This is a genomic window from Priestia megaterium, assembly GCF_041941685.1.
GTDB classification, from domain to species: Bacteria; Bacillota; Bacilli; order Bacillales; family Bacillaceae_H; genus Priestia; species Priestia megaterium_C.
Map to the genome: position 1 here is coordinate 4,760,974 of NZ_CP130958.1, position 24,771 is coordinate 4,785,744.

29 protein-coding genes, 1 pseudogene and 1 riboswitch are annotated in these 24,771 nt (G+C 38.2%); of the genes and pseudogenes, 14 read left to right on the top strand and 16 right to left on the bottom strand.

Annotated elements, in window-relative coordinates:
- Positions 1-19 precede the first annotated feature (19 nt).
- From Q5794_RS25245 to Q5794_RS25275, 7 genes are all read right to left on the bottom strand, one after another.
- Positions 20-628: an NAD(P)-binding protein gene (locus Q5794_RS25245; RefSeq protein WP_374988528.1), complete on the bottom strand. Its 609-nt coding sequence runs from the start codon at positions 626-628 to the stop codon at positions 20-22.
- Entirely contained in the window at positions 609-1,376 is a 768-nt protein-coding gene (locus Q5794_RS25250) for a sirohydrochlorin chelatase (RefSeq protein ID WP_374988529.1), read from the bottom strand. The genes Q5794_RS25245 and Q5794_RS25250 overlap by 20 nt, the downstream gene beginning before the upstream one ends.
- A gap of 13 nt (positions 1,377-1,389) precedes the next feature.
- On the bottom strand, positions 1,390-2,169 hold the full coding sequence (gene cobA, locus Q5794_RS25255; protein ID WP_057239738.1) for a uroporphyrinogen-III C-methyltransferase: 780 nt from the start codon (positions 2,167-2,169) through the stop codon (positions 1,390-1,392).
- Between the two features lie 91 nt (positions 2,170-2,260).
- Positions 2,261-2,860, bottom strand: a complete 600-nt coding sequence (cysC, locus tag Q5794_RS25260; RefSeq protein WP_374988530.1) for an adenylyl-sulfate kinase — start codon at positions 2,858-2,860, stop codon at positions 2,261-2,263.
- Between the two features lie 12 nt (positions 2,861-2,872).
- The gene (sat, locus tag Q5794_RS25265; protein WP_195781681.1) at positions 2,873-4,024 is read right to left on the bottom strand and encodes a sulfate adenylyltransferase; all 1,152 of its coding nucleotides are present in this window, start codon (positions 4,022-4,024) and stop codon (positions 2,873-2,875) included.
- A gap of 52 nt (positions 4,025-4,076) precedes the next feature.
- Complete coding sequence (locus Q5794_RS25270; protein WP_098525549.1) at positions 4,077-5,156, bottom strand: inorganic phosphate transporter; 1,080 nt, start codon at positions 5,154-5,156, stop codon at positions 4,077-4,079.
- A gap of 19 nt (positions 5,157-5,175) precedes the next feature.
- Positions 5,176-5,889 carry a phosphoadenylyl-sulfate reductase gene (locus Q5794_RS25275; protein WP_215054749.1) on the bottom strand — a complete coding sequence of 238 codons (714 nt, stop codon included), beginning with the start codon at positions 5,887-5,889 and terminating at the stop codon, positions 5,176-5,178.
- 253 nt (positions 5,890-6,142) lie between these two features.
- Positions 6,143-6,245: riboswitch (SAM riboswitch) on the bottom strand.
- Positions 6,246-6,557: 312 nt separating this feature from the next.
- On the opposite strand from Q5794_RS25275, the gene cdaS reads away from it, so the two are divergent.
- The 3 genes from cdaS to Q5794_RS25290 all read left to right on the top strand — a co-directional run bounded on the left by cdaS (position 6,558) and on the right by Q5794_RS25290 (position 8,521).
- Positions 6,558-7,184 carry a sporulation-specific diadenylate cyclase CdaS gene (cdaS, locus tag Q5794_RS25280; protein ID WP_028412605.1) on the top strand — a complete coding sequence of 209 codons (627 nt, stop codon included), beginning with the start codon at positions 6,558-6,560 and terminating at the stop codon, positions 7,182-7,184.
- 97 nt (positions 7,185-7,281) lie between these two features.
- Entirely contained in the window at positions 7,282-7,665 is a 384-nt protein-coding gene (locus Q5794_RS25285; RefSeq protein WP_164796654.1) for a VOC family protein, read from the top strand.
- A gap of 67 nt (positions 7,666-7,732) precedes the next feature.
- Positions 7,733-8,521: a potassium channel family protein gene (locus Q5794_RS25290; protein ID WP_028409582.1), complete on the top strand. Its 789-nt coding sequence runs from the start codon at positions 7,733-7,735 to the stop codon at positions 8,519-8,521.
- A 9-nt stretch (positions 8,522-8,530) separates the two neighbouring features.
- Here Q5794_RS25290 and Q5794_RS25295 read toward each other — a convergent pair whose 3' ends face one another.
- The 3 genes from Q5794_RS25295 to Q5794_RS25305 all read right to left on the bottom strand — a co-directional run bounded on the left by Q5794_RS25295 (position 8,531) and on the right by Q5794_RS25305 (position 11,158).
- A complete protein-coding gene (locus Q5794_RS25295; protein ID WP_215054750.1) occupies positions 8,531-8,935 on the bottom strand; it encodes a YugN-like family protein in 405 nt (134 codons plus the stop codon).
- Between the two features lie 379 nt (positions 8,936-9,314).
- Complete coding sequence (locus Q5794_RS25300; protein WP_013059589.1) at positions 9,315-10,664, bottom strand: glucose-6-phosphate isomerase; 1,350 nt, start codon at positions 10,662-10,664, stop codon at positions 9,315-9,317.
- Positions 10,665-10,909: 245 nt separating this feature from the next.
- Positions 10,910-11,158, bottom strand: a complete 249-nt coding sequence (locus Q5794_RS25305; protein WP_251034393.1) for a hypothetical protein — start codon at positions 11,156-11,158, stop codon at positions 10,910-10,912.
- Positions 11,159-11,372: 214 nt separating this feature from the next.
- Between Q5794_RS25305 and Q5794_RS25310 the strand changes: the two genes are divergently transcribed.
- From Q5794_RS25310 to mnhG, 7 genes are read left to right on the top strand one after another with little or no spacing between them, the layout of a single operon-like run.
- A complete protein-coding gene (locus Q5794_RS25310; RefSeq protein WP_215054752.1) occupies positions 11,373-13,778 on the top strand; it encodes a Na+/H+ antiporter subunit A in 2,406 nt (801 codons plus the stop codon).
- Complete coding sequence (locus Q5794_RS25315) at positions 13,775-14,197, top strand: Na(+)/H(+) antiporter subunit B (protein WP_013085301.1); 423 nt, start codon at positions 13,775-13,777, stop codon at positions 14,195-14,197. Before Q5794_RS25310 ends, Q5794_RS25315 begins: the two co-directional genes overlap by 4 nt.
- Complete coding sequence (locus tag Q5794_RS25320) at positions 14,197-14,538, top strand: Na(+)/H(+) antiporter subunit C (RefSeq protein ID WP_013059592.1); 342 nt, start codon at positions 14,197-14,199, stop codon at positions 14,536-14,538. Before Q5794_RS25315 ends, Q5794_RS25320 begins: the two co-directional genes overlap by 1 nt.
- Positions 14,528-16,012 carry a Na+/H+ antiporter subunit D gene (locus tag Q5794_RS25325; RefSeq protein ID WP_215054753.1) on the top strand — a complete coding sequence of 495 codons (1,485 nt, stop codon included), beginning with the start codon at positions 14,528-14,530 and terminating at the stop codon, positions 16,010-16,012. The genes Q5794_RS25320 and Q5794_RS25325 overlap by 11 nt, the downstream gene beginning before the upstream one ends.
- 6 nt (positions 16,013-16,018) lie before the next feature.
- Positions 16,019-16,495: a Na+/H+ antiporter subunit E gene (locus Q5794_RS25330; RefSeq protein WP_192997166.1), complete on the top strand. Its 477-nt coding sequence runs from the start codon at positions 16,019-16,021 to the stop codon at positions 16,493-16,495.
- On the top strand, positions 16,496-16,780 hold the full coding sequence (locus Q5794_RS25335) for a Na(+)/H(+) antiporter subunit F1 (protein WP_013059595.1): 285 nt from the start codon (positions 16,496-16,498) through the stop codon (positions 16,778-16,780).
- Positions 16,764-17,126, top strand: a complete 363-nt coding sequence (gene mnhG / locus Q5794_RS25340) for a monovalent cation/H(+) antiporter subunit G (RefSeq protein WP_215054754.1) — start codon at positions 16,764-16,766, stop codon at positions 17,124-17,126. Before Q5794_RS25335 ends, mnhG begins: the two co-directional genes overlap by 17 nt.
- A gap of 44 nt (positions 17,127-17,170) precedes the next feature.
- Here mnhG and Q5794_RS25345 read toward each other — a convergent pair whose 3' ends face one another.
- Positions 17,171-18,334, bottom strand: coding sequence for an iron-containing alcohol dehydrogenase (locus tag Q5794_RS25345; protein ID WP_013085305.1), 1,164 nt, complete (start codon positions 18,332-18,334; stop codon positions 17,171-17,173).
- A gap of 220 nt (positions 18,335-18,554) precedes the next feature.
- Between Q5794_RS25345 and Q5794_RS25350 the strand changes: the two genes are divergently transcribed.
- Complete coding sequence (locus Q5794_RS25350; protein WP_013059598.1) at positions 18,555-18,785, top strand: DUF378 domain-containing protein; 231 nt, start codon at positions 18,555-18,557, stop codon at positions 18,783-18,785.
- Between the two features lie 36 nt (positions 18,786-18,821).
- Here the strand turns inward: Q5794_RS25350 and yugI are convergent, their stop codons facing one another.
- The 3 genes from yugI to Q5794_RS25365 all read right to left on the bottom strand — a co-directional run bounded on the left by yugI (position 18,822) and on the right by Q5794_RS25365 (position 21,091).
- Positions 18,822-19,223, bottom strand: coding sequence for a S1 domain-containing post-transcriptional regulator GSP13 (gene yugI / locus Q5794_RS25355; protein WP_013059599.1), 402 nt, complete (start codon positions 19,221-19,223; stop codon positions 18,822-18,824).
- A 207-nt stretch (positions 19,224-19,430) separates the two neighbouring features.
- Positions 19,431-20,591: an aminotransferase gene (locus tag Q5794_RS25360; RefSeq protein ID WP_215054755.1), complete on the bottom strand. Its 1,161-nt coding sequence runs from the start codon at positions 20,589-20,591 to the stop codon at positions 19,431-19,433.
- Positions 20,591-21,091: an Lrp/AsnC family transcriptional regulator gene (locus Q5794_RS25365; RefSeq protein WP_013059601.1), complete on the bottom strand. Its 501-nt coding sequence runs from the start codon at positions 21,089-21,091 to the stop codon at positions 20,591-20,593. The genes Q5794_RS25360 and Q5794_RS25365 overlap by 1 nt, the downstream gene beginning before the upstream one ends.
- 158 nt (positions 21,092-21,249) lie before the next feature.
- Here Q5794_RS25365 and Q5794_RS25370 point away from each other — a divergent pair, with 158 nt between their 5' ends.
- Together Q5794_RS25370 and Q5794_RS25375 are read left to right on the top strand one after the other, a co-directional pair.
- Positions 21,250-22,098: an alpha/beta fold hydrolase gene (locus Q5794_RS25370; RefSeq protein WP_013059602.1), complete on the top strand. Its 849-nt coding sequence runs from the start codon at positions 21,250-21,252 to the stop codon at positions 22,096-22,098.
- 168 nt (positions 22,099-22,266) lie between these two features.
- The gene (locus tag Q5794_RS25375; RefSeq protein ID WP_215054756.1) at positions 22,267-23,439 is read left to right on the top strand and encodes a MalY/PatB family protein; all 1,173 of its coding nucleotides are present in this window, start codon (positions 22,267-22,269) and stop codon (positions 23,437-23,439) included.
- A gap of 35 nt (positions 23,440-23,474) precedes the next feature.
- Here Q5794_RS25375 and Q5794_RS25380 read toward each other — a convergent pair whose 3' ends face one another.
- Together Q5794_RS25380 and Q5794_RS25385 are read right to left on the bottom strand one after the other, a co-directional pair.
- On the bottom strand, positions 23,475-23,999 hold the full coding sequence (locus Q5794_RS25380; protein WP_013059604.1) for a superoxide dismutase family protein: 525 nt from the start codon (positions 23,997-23,999) through the stop codon (positions 23,475-23,477).
- A 103-nt stretch (positions 24,000-24,102) separates the two neighbouring features.
- On the bottom strand, positions 24,103-24,300 hold the full coding sequence (locus Q5794_RS25385; protein ID WP_078082210.1) for a hypothetical protein: 198 nt from the start codon (positions 24,298-24,300) through the stop codon (positions 24,103-24,105).
- Positions 24,301-24,385: 85 nt separating this feature from the next.
- On the opposite strand from Q5794_RS25385, the pseudogene Q5794_RS25390 reads away from it, so the two are divergent.
- A pseudogene (locus tag Q5794_RS25390) lies at positions 24,386-24,767 on the top strand (kinase-associated lipoprotein B).
- Positions 24,768-24,771 lie beyond the last annotated feature (4 nt).

Consider the following 24,771-nt stretch of genomic DNA (forward strand, 5'->3'; position numbering starts at 1 on the left):
ACGGCCAATTGGCCGTTTTTTATTTATATTTTTCAATCTGTTGTAAAAATTCCCGCTGTTTTACTAGAGACAGCCGGTATTGATCATCGATAATTTCTGTTAATAACTCATGTTTACGGCTCTTTGACACATTCAATCTGTGGATAAGAACTCTGCATTCATACAAAAACTGTGTATACTGTGTGTAACTCTCATCATAATTTGAGGATAAGTCTTCTTTGATTCGTTTTGTCAACAAAGGACTAGCGCCATCTGTGGATATTGCTAGCGATAATCTCCCTCTAGAAAACTGTGCAGGAATTTGAATATTTCCATCGGAAAAACTGCTGGCCATATTAACCAACTGATCATTTTTAATATGCCGCTTAACAAACTTATTCACAGCTTGATCATCTGTAGCCACAACAATTAAAAAGACATTAAGTAAGTCTTCTTCTCCTACTTTTTTTCTTTTTACACGCAGCTGATCTTTAGCTTCCCATTCATTTATTTCAGCTGAAACAGTTGGAGCAACCACTGTAATGGCTGCTCCTTCTTGTAAAAAACCTTTAATTCTACGAGTTGCGATTGTTCCGCCCCCAACTACTAAGACCGAACGACCCTTTAAATCAAGCATAACGGTATACATCGTATTGATTTCCTTTGCTCGATAATAACGTTTTTACTTGGTGACTTAAAATGTGTGCAAGTCCATCATGATAACCTAGGTAGTTGGCTAAGATAAACTGCTGGGCATCTGTTGATAGCTGCTCCAATTCTTCCTTAATTTCGTTCATTAAAATACCGGTAAACAAAAGGTACGGAAGAACGAATACTTGCTTATACGAAGTTCGTTTAGCAAGGTGCAGGCCTTCTTTTAAATTAGGAGAAGCTGCAGCTAAATAGCATGTGCTCACTTCTTTAAAAGCACCTTTCCCTTTTAGCAGTTGAGCTATTTCGTTAAAATCTTTTTTCACAGCAGGATCACTGCTTCCTCTGCCGACCAACAATACCATCGAATCTTCATGCCTATCCACATTGGTTTCATTGATTCTCTCTACCAAGATATCAACAATTCCTTCGTCTACGCCGAACGGTTCTCCGTACAGCACTTCTACCTGGGGATAACGTTCATATACTTTGTGTATTTCTTCGGGTATATCATGCTTTGCATGCGCAGCTGTTAATAACAGAAGAGGCACAATTGCAATACGAGTAGCACCTTGTTCAATACATGCTTCAAATCCTTGTTCAATAGTGGGGGAAGCTAGTTCTAGGAAACAAACTTCTTGAATCGATACATCTAGATTTTTTTTACATCTTTCAATAAAAGCAACTGCCTGATCAGCGCCTTCTTTTACGCGGCTGCCATGGCAAACATATAAAACTGCATCCATATAATCAACCTCTTTAGTAAGCTTCTTGTGCATACGAATAGTAATGCTGTCCAGTCTTCTCAAACCAATTTAATCGGTCATGAAAATTCACAACTTCACCAACGATAATCATACTTGGATTTTCAATTTGTTCTTCTTTAACAATATCAACAATTGTACCAAGAGTTCCAGTTACAGTGCGCTGGTCCGCACATGTTCCCCAGTGAATCAATGCAATTGGCGTAGCTGAAGTTTTTCCGTGTTTCATTAACTGTTGGCAAATGTACGGTAAGTTCCGCACTCCCATATAAATTGCAAGAGTATCTACACCTTTGGCTAGGCTATCCCATTTGATTGCATCATGCTCGCTATCTTTACGATGGCCTGCCACAAAAGCAAAGCTTGCGCTGTATTCCCGGTGAGTGACAGGGATTCCTGCATAAGCAGCGGCTGCGATGCCTGATGTAATTCCTGGAACAATTTCAAATGAAATGCCCTGCTGCACGAGAGCTTCTGCTTCTTCCCCTCCGCGTCCAAAAACAAATGGATCTCCGCCTTTTAAGCGCGTTACAATTTTTCCTTTTTTAGCGAATTTCACTAAAAAGTTGTTAATTGTTTCTTGCTTGAGGGTATGGTAGTTCGGAAGCTTTCCGCAGTAAATGATATCTGCATCACTTTTAGCATACTCCAGCAGGTCCTTATTCACTAAACGATCATATAAGATAACATCTGCTTGCTGAATTGCTTTCAACCCTTTTAATGTAATTAAATCTGGATCTCCCGGTCCTGCACCGACTAGATATACTTTCCCCATGAATGCCTTTCACCCTTCCATCATTTCCACGTCTCCGCAGCGCTCCCACATTTTAATTTGAATTAGAACAGCGGACAAAGTCCGCTGTCATTTAGATAAATTTTCGGTTAGCTAAATATTCAATAACAGTTTGTACACATTCTTCTACAGACTGTGTGCTTGTATTAATTGTTAATTCAGGGTTAACCGGTGACTCATACGGAGAATCAATTCCTGTAAAATCACGGATTTCTCCGCTTCTTGCTTTTTTGTAAAGGCCTTTTGGATCTCTTTTTTCACATTCTTCTAACGGACACTCCACGTATACTTCCAAAAATTCATTCCCCTCTAAGATCTCACGCACTTGAGCGCGGTCCTCTTGGAATGGAGAGATAAATGCTGTTAGTACCACTTGACCGCTGTCTACAAATAGCTTAGAAACCTCACCGATACGGCGAATATTTTCTGTACGATCTTCAGCAGAAAACCCTAGATTCTTATTTAAGCCGAAACGAACATTGTCACCATCTAATACATAGTTGCGAATATTTTTATCAAAAAGCGCTTTTGCCACTGCGTTTGCTACGGTAGATTTACCTGAACCCGAAAGACCTGTAAACCATAATACAAAACTGTGATGATTATTTTGCTCGCGTCTTTCCTCTTTTGTAATTCCAGCATCATGCCACGTAATGTTTGTTGATTTGCTCACTTCAACCGCTCCTTATTTTGAAGATAATTTTTGTTTTGCTAATCCTTTAATTAACACTTCAATTACTTCTTTACGGCTGAATGTGCTTGGTGGCACTTCTCCGTTACGAAGCATTTCACGTACCTTTGTTCCAGATAGAATCATATGATCTTCCTTGCTGTGAGGGCATGTTTTCGTTGATGCCATCGCTTCACACTTCTTGCAATAGAAGCTGTGTTCAAAGAATAAAGGTGTAATTCCTAATTCATCTGCTGTAAAGTTACTGAAGATTTTTTGTGCGTCATATGTTCCATAGTAGTCACCAACACCAGCGTGGTCACGGCCTACAATGAAATGTGTGCACCCAAAGTTTTTTCGAACCATTGCATGGAAAATAGCTTCTCTAGGTCCAGCATAGCGCATCGCAGCAGGGAAAACTGCTAAAGCTACACGATCGCTAGGATAATAGTTCTCTAAAAGTACTTCATAACTTTCCATACGGATATCTGCTGGGATATCATCTGACTTTGTTTCTCCTACAAGTGGATTTAAAAACAGGCCGTCTACAATTTCTAATGCCGTTTTTTGAATATATTCGTGCGCACGGTGAACAGGGTTACGAGTTTGGAATCCAACAACCGTTTTCCAACCGCGTTCTTCAAATGCTGCTCTTGTTTCAGTTGGATCTAGATAATATTTTTCAAAACGCGTTTTAGGTGTACGTTCTACAAGTACGATTGGACCTGCTACATATACATTTGGGCGTTCCATCATTTTTTTCACGCCAGGATGGGCAAGTTCTGCTGTGCGGTACACATTTTCCGCTTCTTTTTCTTTATTTGGCGTATATACTTCAGAAACTTCTAAAACACCATACGTTACGCCGTTTTGAACAAGCTTTACTTTGTCGCCAATGTTTAATTCTTTAGCTTGCTCTTCTGTTACAGGAAGAGTGATAGGAATACTCCATACTGTTCCATCTGCTAAACGCATATTTTCAACAACTGATTGATAATCTTTTTCTCCTAAAAATCCTGTAATTGGGCTGTAAGCACCAATTCCAATTAGTTCTAAATCACTTAGAGCCATGTTATCTACTTCGATTTCTTTTGTTAGTGAAGTGTAGTCATATGTTGGTTGATATAAATTAATTAATTCTCCACCGTGTGCTTGAATTGTTGTCATTTTGTAAAATCCTCCTTAAATAATTAACACAATATAATAAAAAGCACTTGAATCACGCAGTCATTTTTTCTTTTTCCGACTGCAAGCTTGCTCTTTTTCTTCTAGTCGTTCTAGCTAAGCTTAGAACACCTGCTGTGGCAATGCAGCCGCTAGCTAGCACCACAAATGAATATAAGTCGCTTTCAAGTACTAATTTCACAAGAACATATGAGATTACGAGTGAAAATACAGGGGATACCACCCAAACCTTTAACATTTGAATGACCACTTCGCGCTGTTCTTTCGTAAATCCCGTTTTCGCTGCTCCTATTCCAATAATAGAAGACGTAGTAACCTGTGTAAGCGGTACTGGCAAACCAAAAAGTGAAGCTGCTGTAACAAGAGAAGCACCAGTACCCGAGATAATGCACCCTTCTCCTACAGAATAGCGAGTAATTTTTTTCCCGTTTGTTTCAATAACTCGGCCGCCTAATAAAAGAGCTCCGAGCGCCACAGCCAATCCTCCTGATATGACACCCGTTGTGGCATCCATTAATCCAGCTCCTACTAGAGGACCGACAGCATTTGCCACGTTATTCATTCCAGCTGAGAAGGCTTCAAAGAATCCCGTCGCTATAACTAAAATCGTTAAAACTCTTTTCCACTTTCCCTCTGCTTCTTTTTTATGCGCTCTGCGTTTTATCACTTTTCCAATCAAAAAAGCAATGACAAATGAAACCAGCGGAACAATAATCCAAAAAGACATTACAACTAAAAGTTTTTCCACATACAGAGATTGATAAGCTACTCCTACTCCAACAACTGAACCAACCGTTACTTCACTTGTTGATAGAGGGATACCAATTAAATTCGCGAAAAAGAGTGACAGCGTTGCAGCAGCCAAAATGATAATAACCAATTCTACTGACAGCAATTTTTCAGGTATGATGCCTGAACTGATGGTTTTTACCACCTCGCCGCCTCCAATAATGGCTCCGAGCACAATACCTACAGCACAAATGAACAGGGCTACTCTTCGCTTTTTAATCGCGCCGGAGCCGTATGAAACGCCCATAGCTGCTGCTGCACCGCTTGCCCCAATATTCATTGCAAAAAAAAGCGCAATGATAAAGGCAACATATAAAAGCATCATTTATTCAGCTCTTTCGTATTTAAGATTCGTGTAATCCGCATTCAACTTTTTGTGTACCTGCCCATCTTCCTGAACGTAAATCGTCTACATTGTAGGCAGGTGCGGTACAGGGCTCACAGCCGATACTTGGGAAGCCTTGATCATGAAGTTTGTTATATGGTAAATCATGCTTATACACATAGCGCCAAACTTCTTTCCAAGACCAATGAATTAACGGGCAGACTTTCACTTTCTTGAATTTCTCATCTTTATTAAAATAATTCGTGTTGGCACGAGATTCAGACTGCTCGCGTCTCAAACCCGAAATCCACGCATCATAAGGAGCAAGAGATTCCCTTAACGGGATGATTTTTCGAATTTGACAGCATAGGTTAGGCTGACTCTTCCAAAGCTCATCTCCATGTTTCTCAGATTGTTCTGCAAGAGTTAAATCCGGTTTTTTCATATGAATACGCAAATCAGGAAAGCGTTCTTTAATTGCATCAATTACTTCATATGTTTCTTTAAAATGAACGCCCGTATCTAAAAAGACGATTTCAGCATCTTTTTTCACTTTTGAAATTAAATCAATTAACACGATCCCTTCGATACCAAAGCTTGAGGCGTAAATAATTGAATCTCCGTAGGTATCATACGCCCACTGCAATGCTGAAAGGGCTCCTTTTGTTTCATCTTCACTGTCGAACTCTGGAAATGTATCACTCCAGTTTTCGTACGTATATAAGTCTGCCATTTTCTTCACTCCAATTCTTAGTTATCCGCGTTATCCAATAAAAAAAGACGGTTTTACCCACTAGAATTGGATAAAACCGCCTCTAGTGTGTCTAGTCAGCGAAACTATTTAATTCTACTTTGCTTCGACGTGCTCAAAGATTTGTTTGAAGTCGGGGGTTACAGTCATTAATGTCCCTCCTCAAATTATCGCTTGCGCTATATCAAAATAAAAAGTCTTCCATATTGAAAGACTGGGTAGGCAATAAATTTTCACCTTATCTTTCAAAATGATACACACTTTGCTGGAATTAGCACCTTGCTAAGCAGGTTGCCGGGGTTCAGCGGGCCAGATCCCTCCACCACTCTTGATAAGCATTTTTTAAAAATTTTAGCATATTTAGAATATTTGTCAACATTAAAAATCATATATCCGATAAGAAAACTATACTTTAAATTCACAGAAATATCTATACTTTTATTTAAAACAACATATGTAAATTTAAACCAAATGTGAATATACCAGTTTATAAAACGCTTTCTTTTTCCTCAACTTTTTATATTCTCTTGCTAAATAAAACGCAAAATCTCTCTATAAAATTAATAAGGGATTTATAAGGTTTACGGATAATTCACTCACATTAGCACACATTACAGATAACACTGACTGACAGATAGGAGCTATATAAGATGGAGAGACAACCCTTTCAATTAGACGATACAATTAAAAATAATGTGCGAACATATTTACAGCAGATTTCAACTGAAGCCTCTAATTTAATTAAACATTTAGACACGAGTGATCATTGTATCCTATGTGATTTTGAGGAGATGAGAAGGTTATTTCAAGATGTTCAAGCTACGGCCGCCTCTTATTACTTGCGTCATTACTTATCGCCTTATACATTTGAATATGCTGCTCTGTCCTTAGCTATTCATAACCTTTCTGAGAAACGTCACGGCGCTTTAATTGTCATTGAACGGGAACAAAATGTAGACCCTCTTATTCAAAAAGGAATGCCTATTCAAGCTCCTGTCAGCGCTACGCTAGTTGAGACGCTGTTCTATCCTGGGACACCATTACATGACGGAGCCGTCCTAATTAGAAATAATCAGCTTATTTCAGCTGCTAATGTTTTACCTCTCTCGTCTATTATTTCAACGAACAAAAAATTGGGAACACGTCACCGTGCAGCCATTGGAATGTCAGAAAAATCGGATGCGTTAATTTTAGTTGTATCTGAAGAAACAGGCAAAATTTCATTTGCGCTTGATGGAAGCCTCTACCCTATTCACTCCAGCAAAAATATGATTTAAGAGCCCTTTCCTGATAAGCAGCCCTATCTTGACTTCTATATTCTTTCTCTTTAATATATTTCATAGTTTTTACATACTATAGATACGGGTGATGCATATGGCAATTTTAAAATTTGAACATGTAGGCGTTCAAGTAAAGGATATAGAAGAATCTATTGAGTTTTATACACAAAAAGTGGGATTAGAGCTCATCGAAACACTACCACATACCGATCCGTCTTTGAAGCTAGCTTTTCTAGGTTTAGAAGGCAATGTAATCGTAGAGTTAATTCAAGGGTATAACTCAAGCTTACCTAACGAAGGTAAAGTTCATCATTTTGCGCTGGCAGTAGACGGAATTGAAGAGGAGTTTGAGCGTTTAAAATCAGCAGGCGTTTCATTTGTGGAAGAAAACATTGTCACTTTGCCAAACGGAGCAAGATACTTATTTTTCTACGGTCCGGATAAAGAATGGATTGAATATTACGAAGCAAAAAGATAAAGATATCTTATACCTTCAGTGAAAAATGGTCATACTGTGGCTATGACTAATCACTGGAGGTTTTTTTATGATGGAATGGCTATTATTTCGACTTTTTCGTCGTTCTATTTTAGTCCGGCTTCTTTTTATTATCGGCTGCCTTGTTCTGCTTTTCGGCATGCTTATACATTTCCTAGAGCCGCAAACGTTTGGGAATGTGTTTGAAGGAATTTGGTGGGTTATTATTACAATTTCTACTATAGGGTACGGTGACTTTGCTCCGACCACTACGATTGGAAGGTTAGCTGCAATTATTTTAGTCCTGATCGGAACGGGATTTATTACTACTTATTTTGTCACGCTTTCTAAAATTGCTGTTTCCGCTGAGAGCGCTTATTTGGAAGGAAATCTAAAATTTTATGGAAAAGATCACTTCATCGTTGTTGGGTGGAATGAACGCGCCAAACTCGTGTTAGAGTCTTATCGCGACGCATTTCATAAAGAAGACATTGTGCTTATCGACGACTCTCTGACTAAAAACCCCATGATTTGTGATCGCGTTCATTTTATTAAAGGAAGTCCCTCTCACTATGAAGTATTAGAACTTGCCAACGCTCGGTACGCAAAAAAAGTGCTGATTACTGCCGATCAGCATAAGACAGAAGAATATGCAGACATGAATACTATTGTTACGTTAGTCGCTCTGCAAGGATTGAACCCTTCTATTTACAGTATCGTTGAACTGTTAACGAAAAAGCATATTCAAAATGCACAAAATTTGGGGGTGAATGAAATGATTAAAACAAACGAGTTGATTAGTCAAGTCATGTACGAACATATTTTCGTAAAAAAATTAGAGAGTTTAAAAAAAGAATAGTTCCTTCAATTACTGAAGCAGTGCCTCTTCTGCTTCTCTAATTAGCTCTTCTCCTAAGCTGATATACTTTTCTGGAAATGAAGCGTCTGCGTCTTTGGGTTCTGCAAACTGATTAAATGAAGCACTCACATTTCCATTGTGAACATCGTCATCTAGACCAATTTGATATTTATGTGAAAGTAAAAACGGCGTACCAATCTGTACGGTTGTTCCTTTAGAATCCAGTTCTCCATTCGTAGCTGTAAACGGGATACGTAAAAACTGATAGCCGACTTGATCATTCATCTTATAGTCGAATGAACCATGATCATAATCCCAATTTCCTCCAATGTTATACCCAAGCGGCTTAAGCGTTTTTTCTAATTCATAAAGCTTGAATAATGTGCCATCTAATCTTGAAGATAATTCAATCATGTTATCCCTCCTCTGTTTTAACATGTCCTTTTTCCAGCGTTTTATCCTTTATCTCAAAAGCAAAAAAGAGGTTGAGGCATAACTAATTGAATCCATCCTAAAGACGAACAAACTGGATAAAGTAGCTCGTATAAATCGCTTGTGACACCGCAGTTGATTTCCGTGCAAGCCTTCGCTTTCCGCAGGCGGGCGCTGAGCCTCCTCGTCGCTTGCGCTTTTCCCGCAAGAGTCTTCGCTTTGCACTCCAATCAACTGCTAGAAGGAACTAAACAGATGAAACGATATTCACCATAAAAAAAACGAACCACTAATCAAACATGTTGATCAATGGTTCGTTTTTCACTTGGGCTAAAATACTTTTATACCGCCCTCTTTTTACTTATTTCAAACGCTTTTCTAATTCTGCTTTTTTCTCTTCAAAACCAGGTTTTCCAAGAAGAGCAAACATATTTACTTTGTATGCTTCTACTCCCGGCTGATCGAATGGGTTTACGCCTAATAAATAGCCGCTGATTGCACATGCTTTTTCGAAGAAATATACAACATATCCGAACGTATACTCATCTAGCGCAGGAATGTTCACAACTAAGTTTGGAACGCCTCCATCTGTGTGAGCAAGCATTGTACCTTGGAAGGCTTTTTTATTTACAAAGTCAACTGTTTCACCAGCTAAGTAATTTAATCCATCTAAGTCCGCTGCATCTTCTTCAATTGTTAGCTCATGACGAGAATCTTGAACTTGTACAATTGTTTCAAAAATATCACGACGACCTTCTTGTACATATTGACCTAAAGAATGAAGATCCGTTGAGAAGTTAGCAGATGAAGGGTAAATACCTTTTTGGTCTTTTCCTTCACTTTCGCCAAATAACTGTTTCCACCATTCAGCAAAGTATTGAAGAGCTGGCTCATAGTTAATCAGCATTTCAATTGTTTTTCCTTTATTATAAAGAACATTACGAGCTACAGCATATTGATAAGCTGGGTTCTCTTCTAGCTCTGATGATGAGAATGCTTCTTGAGCATCAGCTGCCCCTTTCATCATTTGTTCGATATCAAGACCCGCAGCGGCAATTGGTAATAAGCCAACCGCTGTTAATACTGAATAACGGCCGCCTACATCATCTGGAATAACAAATGTTTCATAGCCTTCTTCGTCCGCTAATGTTTTTAATGCGCCACGCGCTTTATCTGTTGTTGCATAAATACGCTTGCGTGCTTCTTCTTTGCCATATTTCTCTTCTAATAATTTACGGAAGATACGGAAAGCAATCGCCGGTTCTGTTGTTGTACCAGATTTTGAAATAACATTAATAGAGAAATCTTTATCTTGTAAAACATCCATTAAGTCTTTCATGTATGTTGAGCTGATGTTGTTACCAGCAAAAATAACTTGCGGAGTTTTACGCTGTTCTTTTGATAATGTGTTATAGAATGAATGCTGAAGCATTTCAATAGCAGCACGAGCACCTAAGTAAGATCCTCCAATACCGATAACAATTAATACATCTGAATCAGATTTAATTTTTTCTGCACTTTTTTGAATGCGTGCAAATTCTTCTTTGTCATACTCCGTAGGAAGGTCGACCCATCCTAAAAAGTCGTTTCCAGCACCTGTTTTCTCATGAATTGAATGGTGAGCTACTTTCACGGCATCACGTAAGTATGTAAGTTCATGTTCACCAAAAAATGATAACGCGTTTGAATAATCAAAACGAACATGTGTCATAGTCTGTTCCTCCATTAAAATATCTTTATTTTTCACTTTATCGAAACTGTTAGCTGAATTCAAGTGAATCCACTTACAATTTGACACAATCATTATAGTTTGTTGAAACTGCAATCATTGTATGTACCCTTTTATTTAACGATAAATTCAGTTGTGAAGTCAACTAATGTTCTTTGATTACAGGACGTAATTCATGCACGATTACGCAAATAATAAGCAAATAAAAAACGACTAAAGAGTGATCTTCAATCGTTTTTTATTTGCTTGCCAGATGGTGCAATATAGTTCATTTCACCTATCTTCACATATTGTCTCGGTTTATAAGAGGCTTTTAAAAGGGAAGAGTCTATTGATATGGAATTTTCAGCTTGGTTTTTAGAAGTGAGTAGCATCCTGTTTCCTTCTTTCATTTCCAAGTGATTATTCAGCACGAATCCGCCCATACATAATGCGGTAAAAATGAGAAAACTGATGGCTATTTGTTTCCTATACATTTCCATCACCTCACTCTTAGAGTGACAATTTCGAGTGATTTTTATACGTCCAAAAAAATTTTTTTATGTTTTTTTTATGGATTTTGTGACGAGTTTCTATTTATTTAATAAGGTTTGAAAAATCCGCTGATACTAAAAAATAGCATGGATGCATGCATAATTAAATTATTATATAATCGGTTACAGAATTGAATATCACAAGGAGGTTTGTCTTTTGTCGTGGTTGCACTTGGTGATTTTATCGCCTTTTTTATTAGCCTTTTTTGTCCCCCTTCTGTATAGGAAATTCCAGCGTATTCATACAGGGTGGTTCGTTTTACCTCTTCCACTTGTGTTGTTCATTTATTTCACACAATATATCAGTGGTGCTTCTAAGGGGGAAACATATCTACATTCAATGAAATGGATACCTAGTCTGGGCATTAACTTTGATGCCTATGTGGATGGACTTGGTCTTCTGTTTTCTCTATTAATCACCGGAATTGGGACACTTGTTATTCTTTACTCCATTTATTATCTTTCTAAGACAAAAGAAGCACTGCATTCGTTTTATGTCTATTTGCTTCTTTTTATGGGGTCGATGCTAGGAGTTGTATTATCAGACAACCTAATGAGCCTTTACAGCTTTTGGGAATTAACAAGCCTTTCATCTTTTTTATTGATCGGTTATTGGTACAAACGAGAGAAATCTCAATACGGAGCCTTAAAATCTATGCTCATTACCGTATTCGGAGGACTTTCCCTATTAGCAGGAATTGTGCTTTTATACGTTATGACAGGTACTTTCAGCATACGCGAAATTATCTCAAACGCAGATGTAGTCACATCAAGTCATCTATTCATTCCAGCTCTAGTCCTCATTTTATTAGGGGCCTTTACAAAATCTGCTCAGTTTCCTTTTCATATTTGGCTGCCAGATGCAATGGAAGCTCCAACCCCAGTGAGTGCATACCTTCATTCAGCCACAATGGTAAAAGCGGGAATTTATCTTTTAGCAAGACTCAGCCCTGTTTTTGCTATAAGCGCCACTTGGTTTTTTACTATTTCAATTATAGGACTAATTACACTGTTTTGGGGCTCGTTTTCAGCAGTAAAGCAACAAGACTTGAAAGGGATTTTAGCTTTTTCAACCATTAGTCAGCTCGGGATGATTATGTCACTTATAGGAGTAGGTAGCGCAGCTATTCACTATGATTTTTTAGACGATAATATCTACTTAGTAGCTCTTACTGCAGCGGTTTTCCATTTGATTAACCACGCTACCTTCAAAGGCAGCTTGTTTATGGTAGTAGGCATTGTCGATCATGAAACAGGCACGCGTGACATTAGAAAGTTAGGCGGGTTAATGAGCTTCATGCCTGTGACATTTACCATTGCTATCATCGGGGGATTTTCAATGGCGGGTCTTCCTCCTTTTAATGGATTCTTAAGTAAAGAGATGTTTTTTACAGGCATGGTAAACGTAACAAAAATGGATATGTATAGCATGCAGACGTGGGGAATTTTGCTGCCTATCATCGCTTGGTTAGGAAGTATTTTCACTTTCGTCTATAGTATGATTCTTGTCTTTAAAACCTTTACAGGTAAATACCAGCCCGAAAAACTAGAGAAGAAGCCGCATGAAGCACCAGTAGGCATGCTTATTTCACCTGTTATTTTAGCATCACTGGTTGTTATGTTTGGCTTTGCTCCTAATTTATTAGAATCAACCCTTATTGAGCCAACAATGGCCTCTATCGCACCTAGCCTGCTAGCTGAAGGTAAAGAATATCAAGTGCATATTAAATTTTGGCATGGCTTTACGCCAGAATTATTTATGACGCTAGGGGTCATCATATTTGGTATTTTGTTATTTATGACGATTCAAAAGTGGTCAAAAATTTATACACGATTCCCTTCTTCTTTAACGCTTAATAACGGCTATAATTATGGAATTAAAGGGATAGAAAAAGGGTCAACACGTATCATGAAAACATTAATGACAGGATTTATTAGAGACTATCTTTTAATCATTTTTACTTTCATAGGCATTTTACTTCTCGTGACGCTCTTTTCTCAGAATGCCTTTGCGATTGATTTAAAAGATACTGCTTCTATAGGCGTTTATGAAGCCATATTAGCAGTCGTAATGGTTGCAGCTACTATTACAACTTTATTGGCAAAATCACGCCTCACAGCCATTATTTCGCTCGGAGTTGTCGGGTATACGCTCTCTTTATTTTTCGTATTATTCCGAGCTCCTGACTTAGCTTTGACTCAATTAGTGATTGAAACTGTATCGGTATCCCTGTTTTTACTATGTTTCTACTACTTGCCGGAGTTTCGGAAGCGAAAAGTAAGGGTGAAGTTTCAGCTGCCAAACTTACTGGTTGCTCTTCTTGTAGGAACGACTGTTACACTGCTTGGCATATCAGCAAACAGTACGAAACTATTTGAATCGATTTCACATTACTTTATTGAAAACAGCTATGAAAAAGCAGGCGGCGAAAACATGGTGAACGTAATCCTTGTTGACTTCCGCGGATTTGATACATTATTTGAAATTACCGTACTTTGTATAGCAGCTCTTGCTATCTATGGCATGATTCGTCTTCGGTTAACAAAGGAGGAAGAAGAGTGAAAAAAAATGATTTGATACTACAAACCACAACGAAAGTAGTCACGTTTATTATTATCATTTTTGCCATTCATCTTTTCTTTGCAGGTCATTATACACCCGGGGGAGGGTTTGTTGGGGGACTTACTACCTCAGCAGCCCTTGTATTACTACTGCTGGCTTTCGATATAAAAACCGTATCCAAAGTCATCCCATTTGACTATAAGAAGGTCGCGGCTTCCGGACTGCTGCTAGCTATTTTAACGGGGCTTGGGTCATTTATTTTCAAAGTCCCATTTCTAACTCACACATATAGCTACTTTAACCTCCCTCTTCTCGGGAAAACATCTTTAGCTACCGTTGTACTGTTTGATTTAGGTGTATATCTAGTAGTTGTTGGTGTTACGATGACCATTATTCAAACGATTGGAGAGAGTGAATAGTGGAAATATTAATGTCCATAGTGGCGGGAATTCTATTCACTGCCGCTGTATATCTCATGTTATCCCGCAGTTTACTGCGAATTATTATTGGAACAGGCTTATTAAGCCACGGTGTTCACCTGTTGATTTTAACGATGGGCGGATTAAAAGGAGGAAGTGTTCCCCTTCTGGGAGAAAAGGCTTCTTCTTATACAGATCCTTTACCTCAAGCCCTAATTTTAACTGCCATTGTCATAAGCTTTGGCGTCACTTCTTTTTTCCTTGTACTAGCTTACAGGGCTTATCAAGAACTCGGAACAGACGATATGGACAAGTTAAGGGGAAATGAACATGACGAGTAATTTTGTAATCATCCCACTGCTTATCCCGTTTGTTGTAGGTGTTGTGCTCATTTTTTTCAAAGACAATATTAAACTTCAAAGGATAATCAGTGTTTTATCATTAATCACCACCACTGCTTTTGCTGCCTATTTAGTACAACTGGTTCAGTCAAAAGGTATTTTAACTCACGAGCTTGGAAACTGGAAGCCTCCTTTTGGAATTATTCTAGTAGCGGACATGTTCGCGTCCCTTCTCGTACTTACTGCTAGTGTGGTAACACTATGCTGCGTTCTTTTTGCTTTTCAAACAATTGGGGAAAAGCGTGAACGCTTTTACTTTTATTCATTTGTACAATTTTTATTAGTAGGCGTATTCGGCGCCTTCTTAACAGGTGATATCTTTAACTTATTTGTCTTTTTTGAAGTCATGCTTATGTCTTCGTACGCTCTTATTGTAATTGGCGGTACAAAAGCACAGCTTCGAGAGTCACTTAAGTATATTTTAGTCAACGTCATTTCATCCGCTTTATTTGTCATTGCCGTTGCTTATTTATATGCCGTAACAGGAACTCTCAACATGGCAGACCTTTCACAGCGAATTGCTGAGGCGAACCAGACGGGAATTTTAACAACCATTGGCATGCTTTTATTTATCGTCTTCGCCTTAAAAGCAGCTTTATTTCCAATGTATTTCTGGCTTCCAGGTTCATATAGTGCGCCTCCACCCGTTATTATCGGGTTGTTTGGTGCTTTGCTCACAAAAGTAGGCGTTTATTCGATTTTCAGGACTTTCACTTTACTGTTTTACCATCATCCCGAATTTACTCATCAAATTATCGGCTACGTTGCGCTTTTGACTATCGTTGTTGGTGCAGTAGGCGCCATTGCTTATTCGGATGTAAATAAAATCTTAATTTATAACATTATTATTGCTGTCGGAGTCATTGTCTACGGGGTGACCTTGATAACAAACGCAGGTTTTGAAGGAGCTATTTATTATTTAATTCACGACATGATTATTAAAGCAGCTCTATTCCTTCTTGCTGGAAGCATCATTCGAATAACTGGAACAACAAAATTAAAGAAAATGGGTGGGTTAATTAAAGACTATCCGCTGCTTGGCTGGATGTTTTTTATCGCTACTATTTCGTTGGCAGGAATTCCTCCCCTAAGCGGCTTTATTGGAAAATTCCTTTTAGTTCAGGGCGGCTTAGAATCAGAGAGCTACACGTTTGTAGGAGTTTTACTAGTTTCAAGCCTGCTTGTTTTATATTCTGCCATTAAGATTTTCATGAGCTGCTTCTGGGGGGAACCTAAGCTTTCTTCTGAGCATGAAAAAGTATCCCTTAAAGGCATTCTATACCCATCCGCTATCTTACTTGTTGTTTCTGTCTTTTTAGGACTAGGTGCAGAAGCTGTTATTCCTTATGTGTCAACAGCCGCTCAAACGCTTATGGATCCTTCAATTTATATCCAATCGGTGTTAAAGGAGTAGATCTGCATGTCATTTCAACTATTATTAAACGTAACCATTGCATTCACATGGATGTTTTTGAGAGGGGTTTGGACACTCCCTTCCTTTATTATAGGTTTTTTCTGGGGAGCGGTGCTGCTGTTTGTTTTCCGCCGTTTTTTTCACAGACGTTTTTACTTGCATAAAGTGTATGCGATCATTAAACTGCTGTTTATTTTCATACGAGAATTATTCAAAGCCAATATTGCAGTGACTAAGGACGTATTGCGCCCTAAATTAAATATTCAGCCAGCCATCTTTGCAATGCCAACCCGTCTGGAGAGTGAATGGGAAATTACCATTCTTTCTCTTTTAATTACGCTAACGCCAGGCACACTGGTGATGGATGTGTCAGATGATAATTCTACTATCTATATTCACGCAATCAATACAGACGATATTGATGACATTATTACAGATATTCAACAAACATTCGAAAAAGCTATTATGGAGGTGAGTCGTTAAATGCTCGATATTTTTTTAAACGTTTCGCTCATTCTCATTTCTGCTTCAACTATTGGGTTTGTTTATCGAGTGGTAAAAGGTCCGTCAACTGCTGATCGGGCAATGGCCCTTGATGCTATTGGAATTAACATCATTGCCATCACAGCCATCATCTCGATTATTTTTCGAACTCAGGCTTTTTTCGAAGTCATTTTACTGCTAGGCATCATAGCCTTTGTAGGTACCGTTGCTTTTTCTAAGTTTTTAGAGAAAGGAGAAGTGATTGAATATGAACGTGATCAGTGAAATCATTGTAGGAGCTTTGGTACTAATAGGATCTCTTCTGACAGTGGTGACCATGATTGGGCTTATTCGCTTGCCTGATACGTATACAAGAAGTCACGCTGCCTCCAAAAGTGCTACCCTAGGCGTCCTGTTTATACTAGTGGGCTGCTTACTCTACTTTTGGATTGACACCGGCCACATTAGTGCACGGTTAATTTTAGCGATTGTCTTTGTGTTTATCACCTCTCCTATTGCTGGGCATTTACTAGGAAGAGCGGCTTATTACAGCGGAGTTCCTCTTTCTGATAAAACCGTTCGGGATGATTTGAAAACCAAACAGCAGAAAAATCTTACCCATCATGAATAGAAAAAAACGCCGTGCGGTTTGCACGGCGTTTTTTATCGAGAATCTTATAAAGAAGCGCGTAGGATTGCTAGTACATCTTCTTTGTTTAATTTTTTAAATTTACCAAATTCACCTTTAGCCATCGCCCGATCAGCCATAAGATCTAATTTGTCTTCACCAATATCATAATCAGCTAAGCGAGTTGGTGCACCTAGGCTTGACCAGAATTCACGAAGCTTATCAACACCTTCAAGTGCTACTTCTTTATCCGTCTTGCCTTCCGTATCTACGTTAAATACGCGTACAGCTACTTGCTTGAAGCGATCTACGTTCTCATCCATTACGTGTTTCATCCAGTTCGGGAATAAAATTGCCAACCCACCTGCATGTGGAATGTCATATACAGCTGATACCGCATGCTCAATATTGTGAGTAGCCCAATCGCCTTGGTGTCCCATTTGTAACATACCGTTTAATGCGATTGTCCCATTGTATAAAATCGTTTCACGTAACTCGTAGTTCTCTAAGTCGTTTAATAATTTTGGTCCCGTTTCAATAACCGTTTGCAGTACTCCTTCACACATGCGATCTTGAAGCGGCGTATTTGTTGCAGCATGGAAATATTGTTCAAATACGTGGCTCATCATGTCGACCATGCCATAAACTGTTTGATTTTTTGGTACAGTAAATGTATTAACCGGATCTAAAATAGAGAATTGAGGGAATGTTGCCGGACTGCCCCAGCCGTATTTTTCTTGTGTTTCCCAATTTGTAATAACAGAACCAGCATTCATTTCTGAACCTGTTGCTGCCAATGTCAGCACTGTTCCAAATGGAAGAGCTTCAGCTGCGAATACGTCGCGGTTAATGATGTCCCATACGTCGCCATCATATTTTGCGCCTGCTGCGATTGCTTTTGTACAATCGATTACGCTTCCTCCGCCTACTGCAAGTAAAAATTCAATACCGTTTTCTTTACAAATATCGATTCCTTTGCGAACAGTTGTCAGACGAGGATTCGGCTCTACTCCCGCTAACTCATGTACTTCTGCATTCATGTCATTCAGTACATCCATTACTTGATCGTATAAACCGCTGCGTTTTACGCTTCCCCCGCCGTATACTAATAATATCTTTTTACCAAAGCGACTTGCTTCAGTTTTTAATTGCTCTAATTGACCTTTACCAAAAATTAATTTTGTAGGATTATAAAATGTAAAATTGTTCACTATAAACTCCTCCTTACGAGCTTGATTACATGCATCATTATGAAGAACAACTTTTTGATTGTAAAGAAAATTGACTTCCTAAAGATTATTCCCTGTTGGCTAGATGCTCACCCCATCCAAATGAACATTTATTTGTCTGTATCTTCCAAAAGCAAATATGCATATTTCCCTCTAAAAAAAGCAGGCTAATAAGTGAACTACAAAACAAGGAGGGTTCATCATGAGTGGTATTCAACGTATTGCGCTCGTATTAACGATTATTGGAGCAATTAACTGGGGACTTATTGGCTTTTTTCAATTTGATTTAGTAGCAGCAATCTTCGGCGGTCAAACCTCTGCTTTCTCCCGCATTATTTATGGATTGGTTGGAATCGCAGGACTGATTAACCTAGGTCTATTATTTAAACCTTCTGCTGAAGTAGAACGTACAGAACCTAGAACGGAACATTAAAAAAAGAAGGATAGCTAAGCTATCCTTCTTTTTTTCTTATTTCTTAATTAGATCTTCGCGGTTTGATTGCTCAATCCACTCTTCTAATTTTTCTTTTAATGTGTTGAATCCTTGAGTAGATTCAGTGTGAACTGTTGCTTGACCTTGACGCTTTTTAGCAGGTTTTTTAGGTGCAGAAGCTTCAGTTTTTTCTGGAGCTGGCTCAGTTGCACGAATAGATAAACCAATTTTACCAGTTGACTCATCAACAGATAATACTTTAACGTTTACTTCGTCTCCTACTGATAAATGTTCGTTAATATCTTTAACAAAGCCATGTTTTACTTCTGAGATATGAACTAATCCTTGAGTTTCTTCATTTAATGCAACGAATGCACCGTATGGTTGAATTCCTGTTACTTTACCTTTTGTAACAGTACCGATTTCAAATTTTGACATATAAACACTCCTAGATACCTTATTATTTTCACCATTATAGCCAATTTAAAATTATAGCACAGTTCATAGATTGAATCAAAAAGTAGTTATACTATATTTATTATTTACCAATTTCGTCACAAATATAAACTAACACTACATTTCATCATAGCAAAAAAGATATTATATCAAACCGTCTATACGATATGACATAATATCTTATTTTTATTATAACTTATTTTCAATAAAACGGCTAATCCGTTTTATGGATTCTTCTAATGATTCCATTGAAGAGGCGTATGAACAGCGAATATGTCCCTCTCCGCCTTTTCCAAATACATTGCCTGGCACCACGGCTACTCGCTCTTCAAGCAAAAGCTGCTCAGCGAATTCTTCCGATGACAATCCAGTTTTCTTGATAGACGGGAATACATAAAACGCTCCTCCTGGAGAATGGCATTCCAGACCAATTTGATTTAATGACTTCACCATATAGTTCCGTCTTCTGCGATAGCTTTTTCTCATCTCTTCTACGTCATGCTGCCCATTTTGTAGTGCTTCAATTGCTCCATATTGTGCCATGGTTGGCGCACACATCATTGTATACTGATGAATTTTCAGCATTGCTTTAGCAATCTCAGTTGGTGCACATATGTATCCAAGACGCCATCCAGTCATGGCAAACCCTTTAGAAAAGCCAGAAATAATAATAGTTCGTTCTTTCATCCCTTCTAAAGAAGCAATAGATGTAAATTCTTCATCATATGTTAATTCTGCATATATTTCATCCGTGATAACAAGCAAGTCATGCTTTATGACAATATCCGCAATAGCCTGCAGCTCTTCTTTAGATAGTGAGCTTCCTGTTGGATTATTAGGAGAGCATAAAAGAAGGGCTTTCGTGTTGCTTGTAATGACTTCTTCAATCTGTCTAGGCTGAAGTTTAAACTCTGTTTCTGCCGTTGTTTCAATTGCCACAGGAACTCCTCCTGCTAGCGAAATTAACGGACTGTAAGACACAAAATTTGGCTCCACGACAATAATTTCATCTTCAGGGTTAATCAAAGCTCGCATTGTAATATCTAGAGCCTGACTTCCTCCAACGGTCACAATAATATCATCTTTATAATCATACGAGACGTTAAAATTTCTTTTCATATACTTCATAATTTCAAAGCGGAGCTCTAAAAGCCCCGCATTTGCTGTATAAGAGGTATATCCTCTTTCCAACGATAAAATACTCGCTTCTCGAACAGCCCAGGATGTGACAAAATCAGGTTCACCTACTCCAAGAGAGATGACGTTATCCATACTTGCTGCTAAATCAAAAAAGCGGCGAATACCTGAAGGTTTCAGCTGTTGTACAGTTGTTGACAAGCGCTCTTTCATTACGGAGACACCACGATTCTGCGATCTTCATCGCCTTGGTCATAGATGGTACCATCGTGCTTGTATTTTTTCATGATAAAGTGAGTCGTTGTAGATAAAACAGAGTCTAGCGTAGAAAGCTTTTCAGAAACAAAAAACGCTACTTCAGACATTGATTTTTCTTCAATAATAACAGACAAATCATATGCTCCTGACATTAGGTACACGGATTTCACTTCTTGAAAACGATAGATGCGCTCCGCAATCTCGTCAAAGCCTACTCCTCGCTTTGGTGCAACTTTTACATCTATCATAGCCGTGACGCCCTCATGTCCATCTACTCGTCTCCAGTTAATATCAGCTGAATATTGCACAATTACTTTTTCTCTCTCTAGCTTTTTAACAATATTAGAGGTTTCTTCAAATGTTAAATCCACCATTTTTGAAATACTATCTATTGAAATACGGCTATTTTTTTCTAGAATTTCTAAAATTTCTAACTCTTTTTCTTCTAAGAACACCGCGTTCCCCTCCTACAACGATTAAATTTTTTCACTTTTTCCATTATATCAAATTTAAACACATCTTTAATGTGAAATCTATACCGGTAATTGAGTTTCATTTTATAGATTGCTGGAAATTAGGACAGACTAGAAAGAAAAAGATGGAGTGAAACAAATTGACTGAATCTAAAATTACTTGCCACCAGCGTACTTTTAATGGAGTCAATGTTTACTACGAATGCCATAACTATCACCCTGATAAACCAGCCATTGTATTTATTCACGGCTTTTTATCATCCAGTTTTAGCTTTCGACGTTTAATTCCTTTATTTGAAGATACGTTTTCTATCATTACGCTGGACCTTCCGCCATTTGGGCGAAGTGAAAAATCGTTAACCTTTCAATACTCGTATAAAAATTTAGCCAGAATTGTCATTGAGTTGATTGAATATTTAAAGTTGAAAGATGTTGTACTATCGGGACACTCAATGGGAGGACAGGTTTGTTTAAACGTAGCAAAGTTAAAGCCTTCTTGCGTATCGAAACTAGTTCTTCTTTGCAGCTCAGCTTATTTAGGCCCCTCACATTACGGATTGGTCATGTCTTCTTATGTTCCCTTCTTTTATCTGTGGGTAAAAACGTGGCTGTCTCGCAAAGGTGTATTAGGTAACTTGCAAAATGTCGTATTTGATCATAAGTTAATCGACGAAGAAATGATTGATGGCTATACTGAACCATTTTTGGATGACCGTACGTTTATGGCTTTAACAAGAATGATTCGTGATCGAGAAGGAGACCTATCCTCAAAGGATTTGCAGCATATAAAAAAACCAAGTTTACTCATTTGGGGAGAAGAAGACCGGGTTGTTCCTTTGCATCTCGGACGTAAGTTAAAAGATGATTTAACAGACTCTACCTTTATCTCTTTAAAGGAAATTGGACACCTTTTACCAGAAGAGTGTCCCGACATTGTGCAATCTCATATGGTCGATTTTTTGTACGGTGAAAAAGCCCTGTCTCAATAATGACGGGGCGAGTTCGTATATTTCACACGAGGCGCTAACTTTAATAAAAAATTTATTAGTCGTGCTTCAGCAATTTTTTCACTTTCGTTATTGACTTCACAAGTTAACTTCGTTGACAAACGTATTAAAAATAAGCAAACTATTATATTAAAAAAGGGGGTACTTTTATTGTCTACTTATTCTTTTGATCAATTAATTAACCGTACAGGTACGCAGTCCGTAAAGTGGGACAAAACTGATCTTGTTTTTGGAGCAAAAGATGTTCTGCCTTTTTGGGTAGCTGATATGGATTTCCAAGCGCCGCCTAATGTTCTTCAAACCATTAATGAGCGTGTCAAACACGGTATTTTCGGCTACACTTCCCCTACTGAATCTACGGCAAATGCTTTATCATCTTGGGTAGAAAAAAAGCATCAGTGGACCATTGATCATGAATGGATTACATACAGTCCAGGAGTTGTATTTGCCCTGAGTATGGCTATTCAAGCATTTACGGAACCCGGAGATTCAATTTTAATTCAGCCTCCAGTCTATACTCCATTTTTTAACATGATAAAGGTAAATGATCGAGAAGTTGTTGAAAATCCGTTAAAACTTGCAGGCAATAAATACGAAATTGATTTTGCAGATTTAGAGCAAAAATTTGCAGAAGGCGTAAAATTAATGATTCTTTGCAGCCCTCATAATCCAGTAGGACGCGTGTGGACAAAAGAAGAACTGAAGAAGCTTGCCGATCTTTGTGAAAAATACAATGTATTAATTGTTTCAGATGAAATCCATTCTGATTTAATTTACCAGCCTTATAAACACATTCCCATTAGCATGGTGAGTGAAGATGCAGCCAATCGAACCATTACGTGTATGGCCCCTAGCAAAACATTTAATATACCCGGACTTCAAGCTTCAGCTATTATTATTCCAAACGAGAAACTGCGCACACAGTATGCTCAACAACAGCAAAAACAAGGGTTTTCTAATTTAAACACATTCGGAATAATTGGGTTAGAGGCGGCTTACAGTGAAGGTGAGGAGTGGCTAGAAGCACTGCTTGTATATCTGAAGAAAAATGTAGATCTCGTGACGCGTTTTATAAGTGAGAACTTGCCTGAACTGCGAGTGGTTCAGCCCGAAGGAACTTATTTACTATGGATTGACTGCAACAAGCTGCATTTATCAGAAGAAGAATTACATGAACGCTTATTAGAAAAAGGGAAAATTGCCGTAGAAAAAGGTGAAAAATACAGTTCCACATATGGAAAAGGTTTTATCCGCTTGAACATTGGCTGTTCACATGAACAGCTTCAAGAAGGATTAAATCGCTTAAAAGTAGCTTTAACGTAAAAAACAGCGTTCTTTCTCACGAAAGAACGCTGTTTTTAATGTTTTTTTGAAATAACTCCGCAGGCGATTCGCTTGCCAGAATTACCTGATGGCTCTGTCATTCCGTCATCACCTTGTTCGGTAATAACAAGGGATGAACCATCCATACGCTTAACGAGAGATGTCTTTCCTTCTTTTAACGTGACTTGAGGAACCATATCTGTTCCTGTATACGTCTGATCGTCTTCTACCACAATATTTTTCATATCGCCTAAATGCGGTCCTTTTGGATTTAACAGTCCGTGTTTCTTTTTATCAGGATCAAGGTGATTGCCCGCACTTTTAAAGTTAGGAGCTTTGCAAATTCCCATTTCATGAATATGTACGCCGTGTTCGCCAGGTGGAAGTCCGCTTAAATTGTACGTAAACTCAATTCCATCGGCCTGCTCTTTCAACTTGACTGTACCGATGCTATCACCATCTGCGTTATAGACTTTGACTTCTTTATTGGATATTTCTTTTTCCATACACCCCGTTAACAAGAAAAAAGGCACGGTTCCAATGAGTAGTAGTTTTTTCATGTTGCCCTCCAATCGCATATGCACTAGCGAAAGTTTTAGATGTCTTTCCATAGATTGTCCAGCAACATATTATTTTAAACGCTTACATTTTATTTGCATTTCATTACAGTGATTTCTTATTATCCTGCTCTTTTAGCTTTGCTTCTAATTCCTTCGTTTTTTCTTCTTCTTTTTTCGAAATCTTAATGATTAAACGCCATACTGCAACTGCTGCTAGTACAAAAATCGCCATAGTAGCAAAAGCAGGAATATATTCTCTTTTATCTTCCGGAAAATAAAGCAAAAACATTAAATACATCATGTACAACATCCTTTCATAGAAACGGTAGGGGGTTTTGATTTATACTGGTGATAACAAACACTTTACTTAAAGGAGATCTGGCAATATGACATTTAAAATTGGTCAAACCGTTACGGCACTTTATAAAACTGGGAAATACATCGGTGAAATTACACAAGTTCGAGATTTACATTATGTTGTGCAGATTCAAGCTGTGTTAAAGCATCCAGAACAAGGTGACTTACATAATCCTGGACAGGTGGACGTACCTTTTTTTTCACGAGCGAAAAGCACTTGCATTTCGAGAGCAGGCCAATATTCCTCAAAAAATGGTTCATCTCTATGAAGACAGCATTCCCGATTATAAAAATTCACTAAAAAAAGCACTTGAATTAAAGATAGCTGAGCAACAAGCCAAAGATAGCCCTTTTGCTCAAGCAAGTATTGCTTGTTTAGAAGAGTTAAAAAAAGAGTACGGTATTCATTAAGTAA

Bases quoted from the DNA above. Each gene is read 5' to 3' on its own strand.
- Q5794_RS25245 (WP_374988528.1), bottom strand. From the start codon at position 628: ATGTATACCGTTATGCTTGATTTAAAGGGTCGTTCGGTCTTAGTAGTT.
- Q5794_RS25250 (WP_374988529.1), bottom strand. From the start codon at position 1,376: ATGGATGCAGTTTTATATGTTTGCCATGGCAGCCGCGTAAAAGAAGGC.
- cobA (WP_057239738.1), bottom strand. From the start codon at position 2,169: ATGGGGAAAGTATATCTAGTCGGTGCAGGACCGGGAGATCCAGATTTA.
- sat (WP_195781681.1), bottom strand. From the start codon at position 4,024: ATGACAACAATTCAAGCACACGGTGGAGAATTAATTAATTTATATCAA.
- Q5794_RS25270 (WP_098525549.1), bottom strand. From the start codon at position 5,156: ATGATGCTTTTATATGTTGCCTTTATCATTGCGCTTTTTTTTGCAATG.
- Q5794_RS25275 (WP_215054749.1), bottom strand. From the start codon at position 5,889: ATGGCAGACTTATATACGTACGAAAACTGGAGTGATACATTTCCAGAG.
- cdaS (WP_028412605.1), top strand. From the start codon at position 6,558: ATGGAGAGACAACCCTTTCAATTAGACGATACAATTAAAAATAATGTG.
- Q5794_RS25285 (WP_164796654.1), top strand. From the start codon at position 7,282: ATGGCAATTTTAAAATTTGAACATGTAGGCGTTCAAGTAAAGGATATA.
- Q5794_RS25290 (WP_028409582.1), top strand. From the start codon at position 7,733: ATGATGGAATGGCTATTATTTCGACTTTTTCGTCGTTCTATTTTAGTC.
- Q5794_RS25295 (WP_215054750.1), bottom strand. From the start codon at position 8,935: ATGATTGAATTATCTTCAAGATTAGATGGCACATTATTCAAGCTTTAT.
- Q5794_RS25300 (WP_013059589.1), bottom strand. From the start codon at position 10,664: ATGACACATGTTCGTTTTGATTATTCAAACGCGTTATCATTTTTTGGT.
- Q5794_RS25305 (WP_251034393.1), bottom strand. From the start codon at position 11,158: ATGTATAGGAAACAAATAGCCATCAGTTTTCTCATTTTTACCGCATTA.
- Q5794_RS25325 (WP_215054753.1), top strand. From the start codon at position 14,528: ATGACGAGTAATTTTGTAATCATCCCACTGCTTATCCCGTTTGTTGTA.
- Q5794_RS25330 (WP_192997166.1), top strand. From the start codon at position 16,019: ATGTCATTTCAACTATTATTAAACGTAACCATTGCATTCACATGGATG.
- Q5794_RS25335 (WP_013059595.1), top strand. From the start codon at position 16,496: ATGCTCGATATTTTTTTAAACGTTTCGCTCATTCTCATTTCTGCTTCA.
- mnhG (WP_215054754.1), top strand. From the start codon at position 16,764: ATGAACGTGATCAGTGAAATCATTGTAGGAGCTTTGGTACTAATAGGA.
- Q5794_RS25350 (WP_013059598.1), top strand. From the start codon at position 18,555: ATGAGTGGTATTCAACGTATTGCGCTCGTATTAACGATTATTGGAGCA.
- yugI (WP_013059599.1), bottom strand. From the start codon at position 19,223: ATGTCAAAATTTGAAATCGGTACTGTTACAAAAGGTAAAGTAACAGGA.
- Q5794_RS25360 (WP_215054755.1), bottom strand. From the start codon at position 20,591: ATGAAAGAGCGCTTGTCAACAACTGTACAACAGCTGAAACCTTCAGGT.
- Q5794_RS25380 (WP_013059604.1), bottom strand. From the start codon at position 23,999: ATGAAAAAACTACTACTCATTGGAACCGTGCCTTTTTTCTTGTTAACG.
- Q5794_RS25385 (WP_078082210.1), bottom strand. From the start codon at position 24,300: ATGATGTATTTAATGTTTTTGCTTTATTTTCCGGAAGATAAAAGAGAA.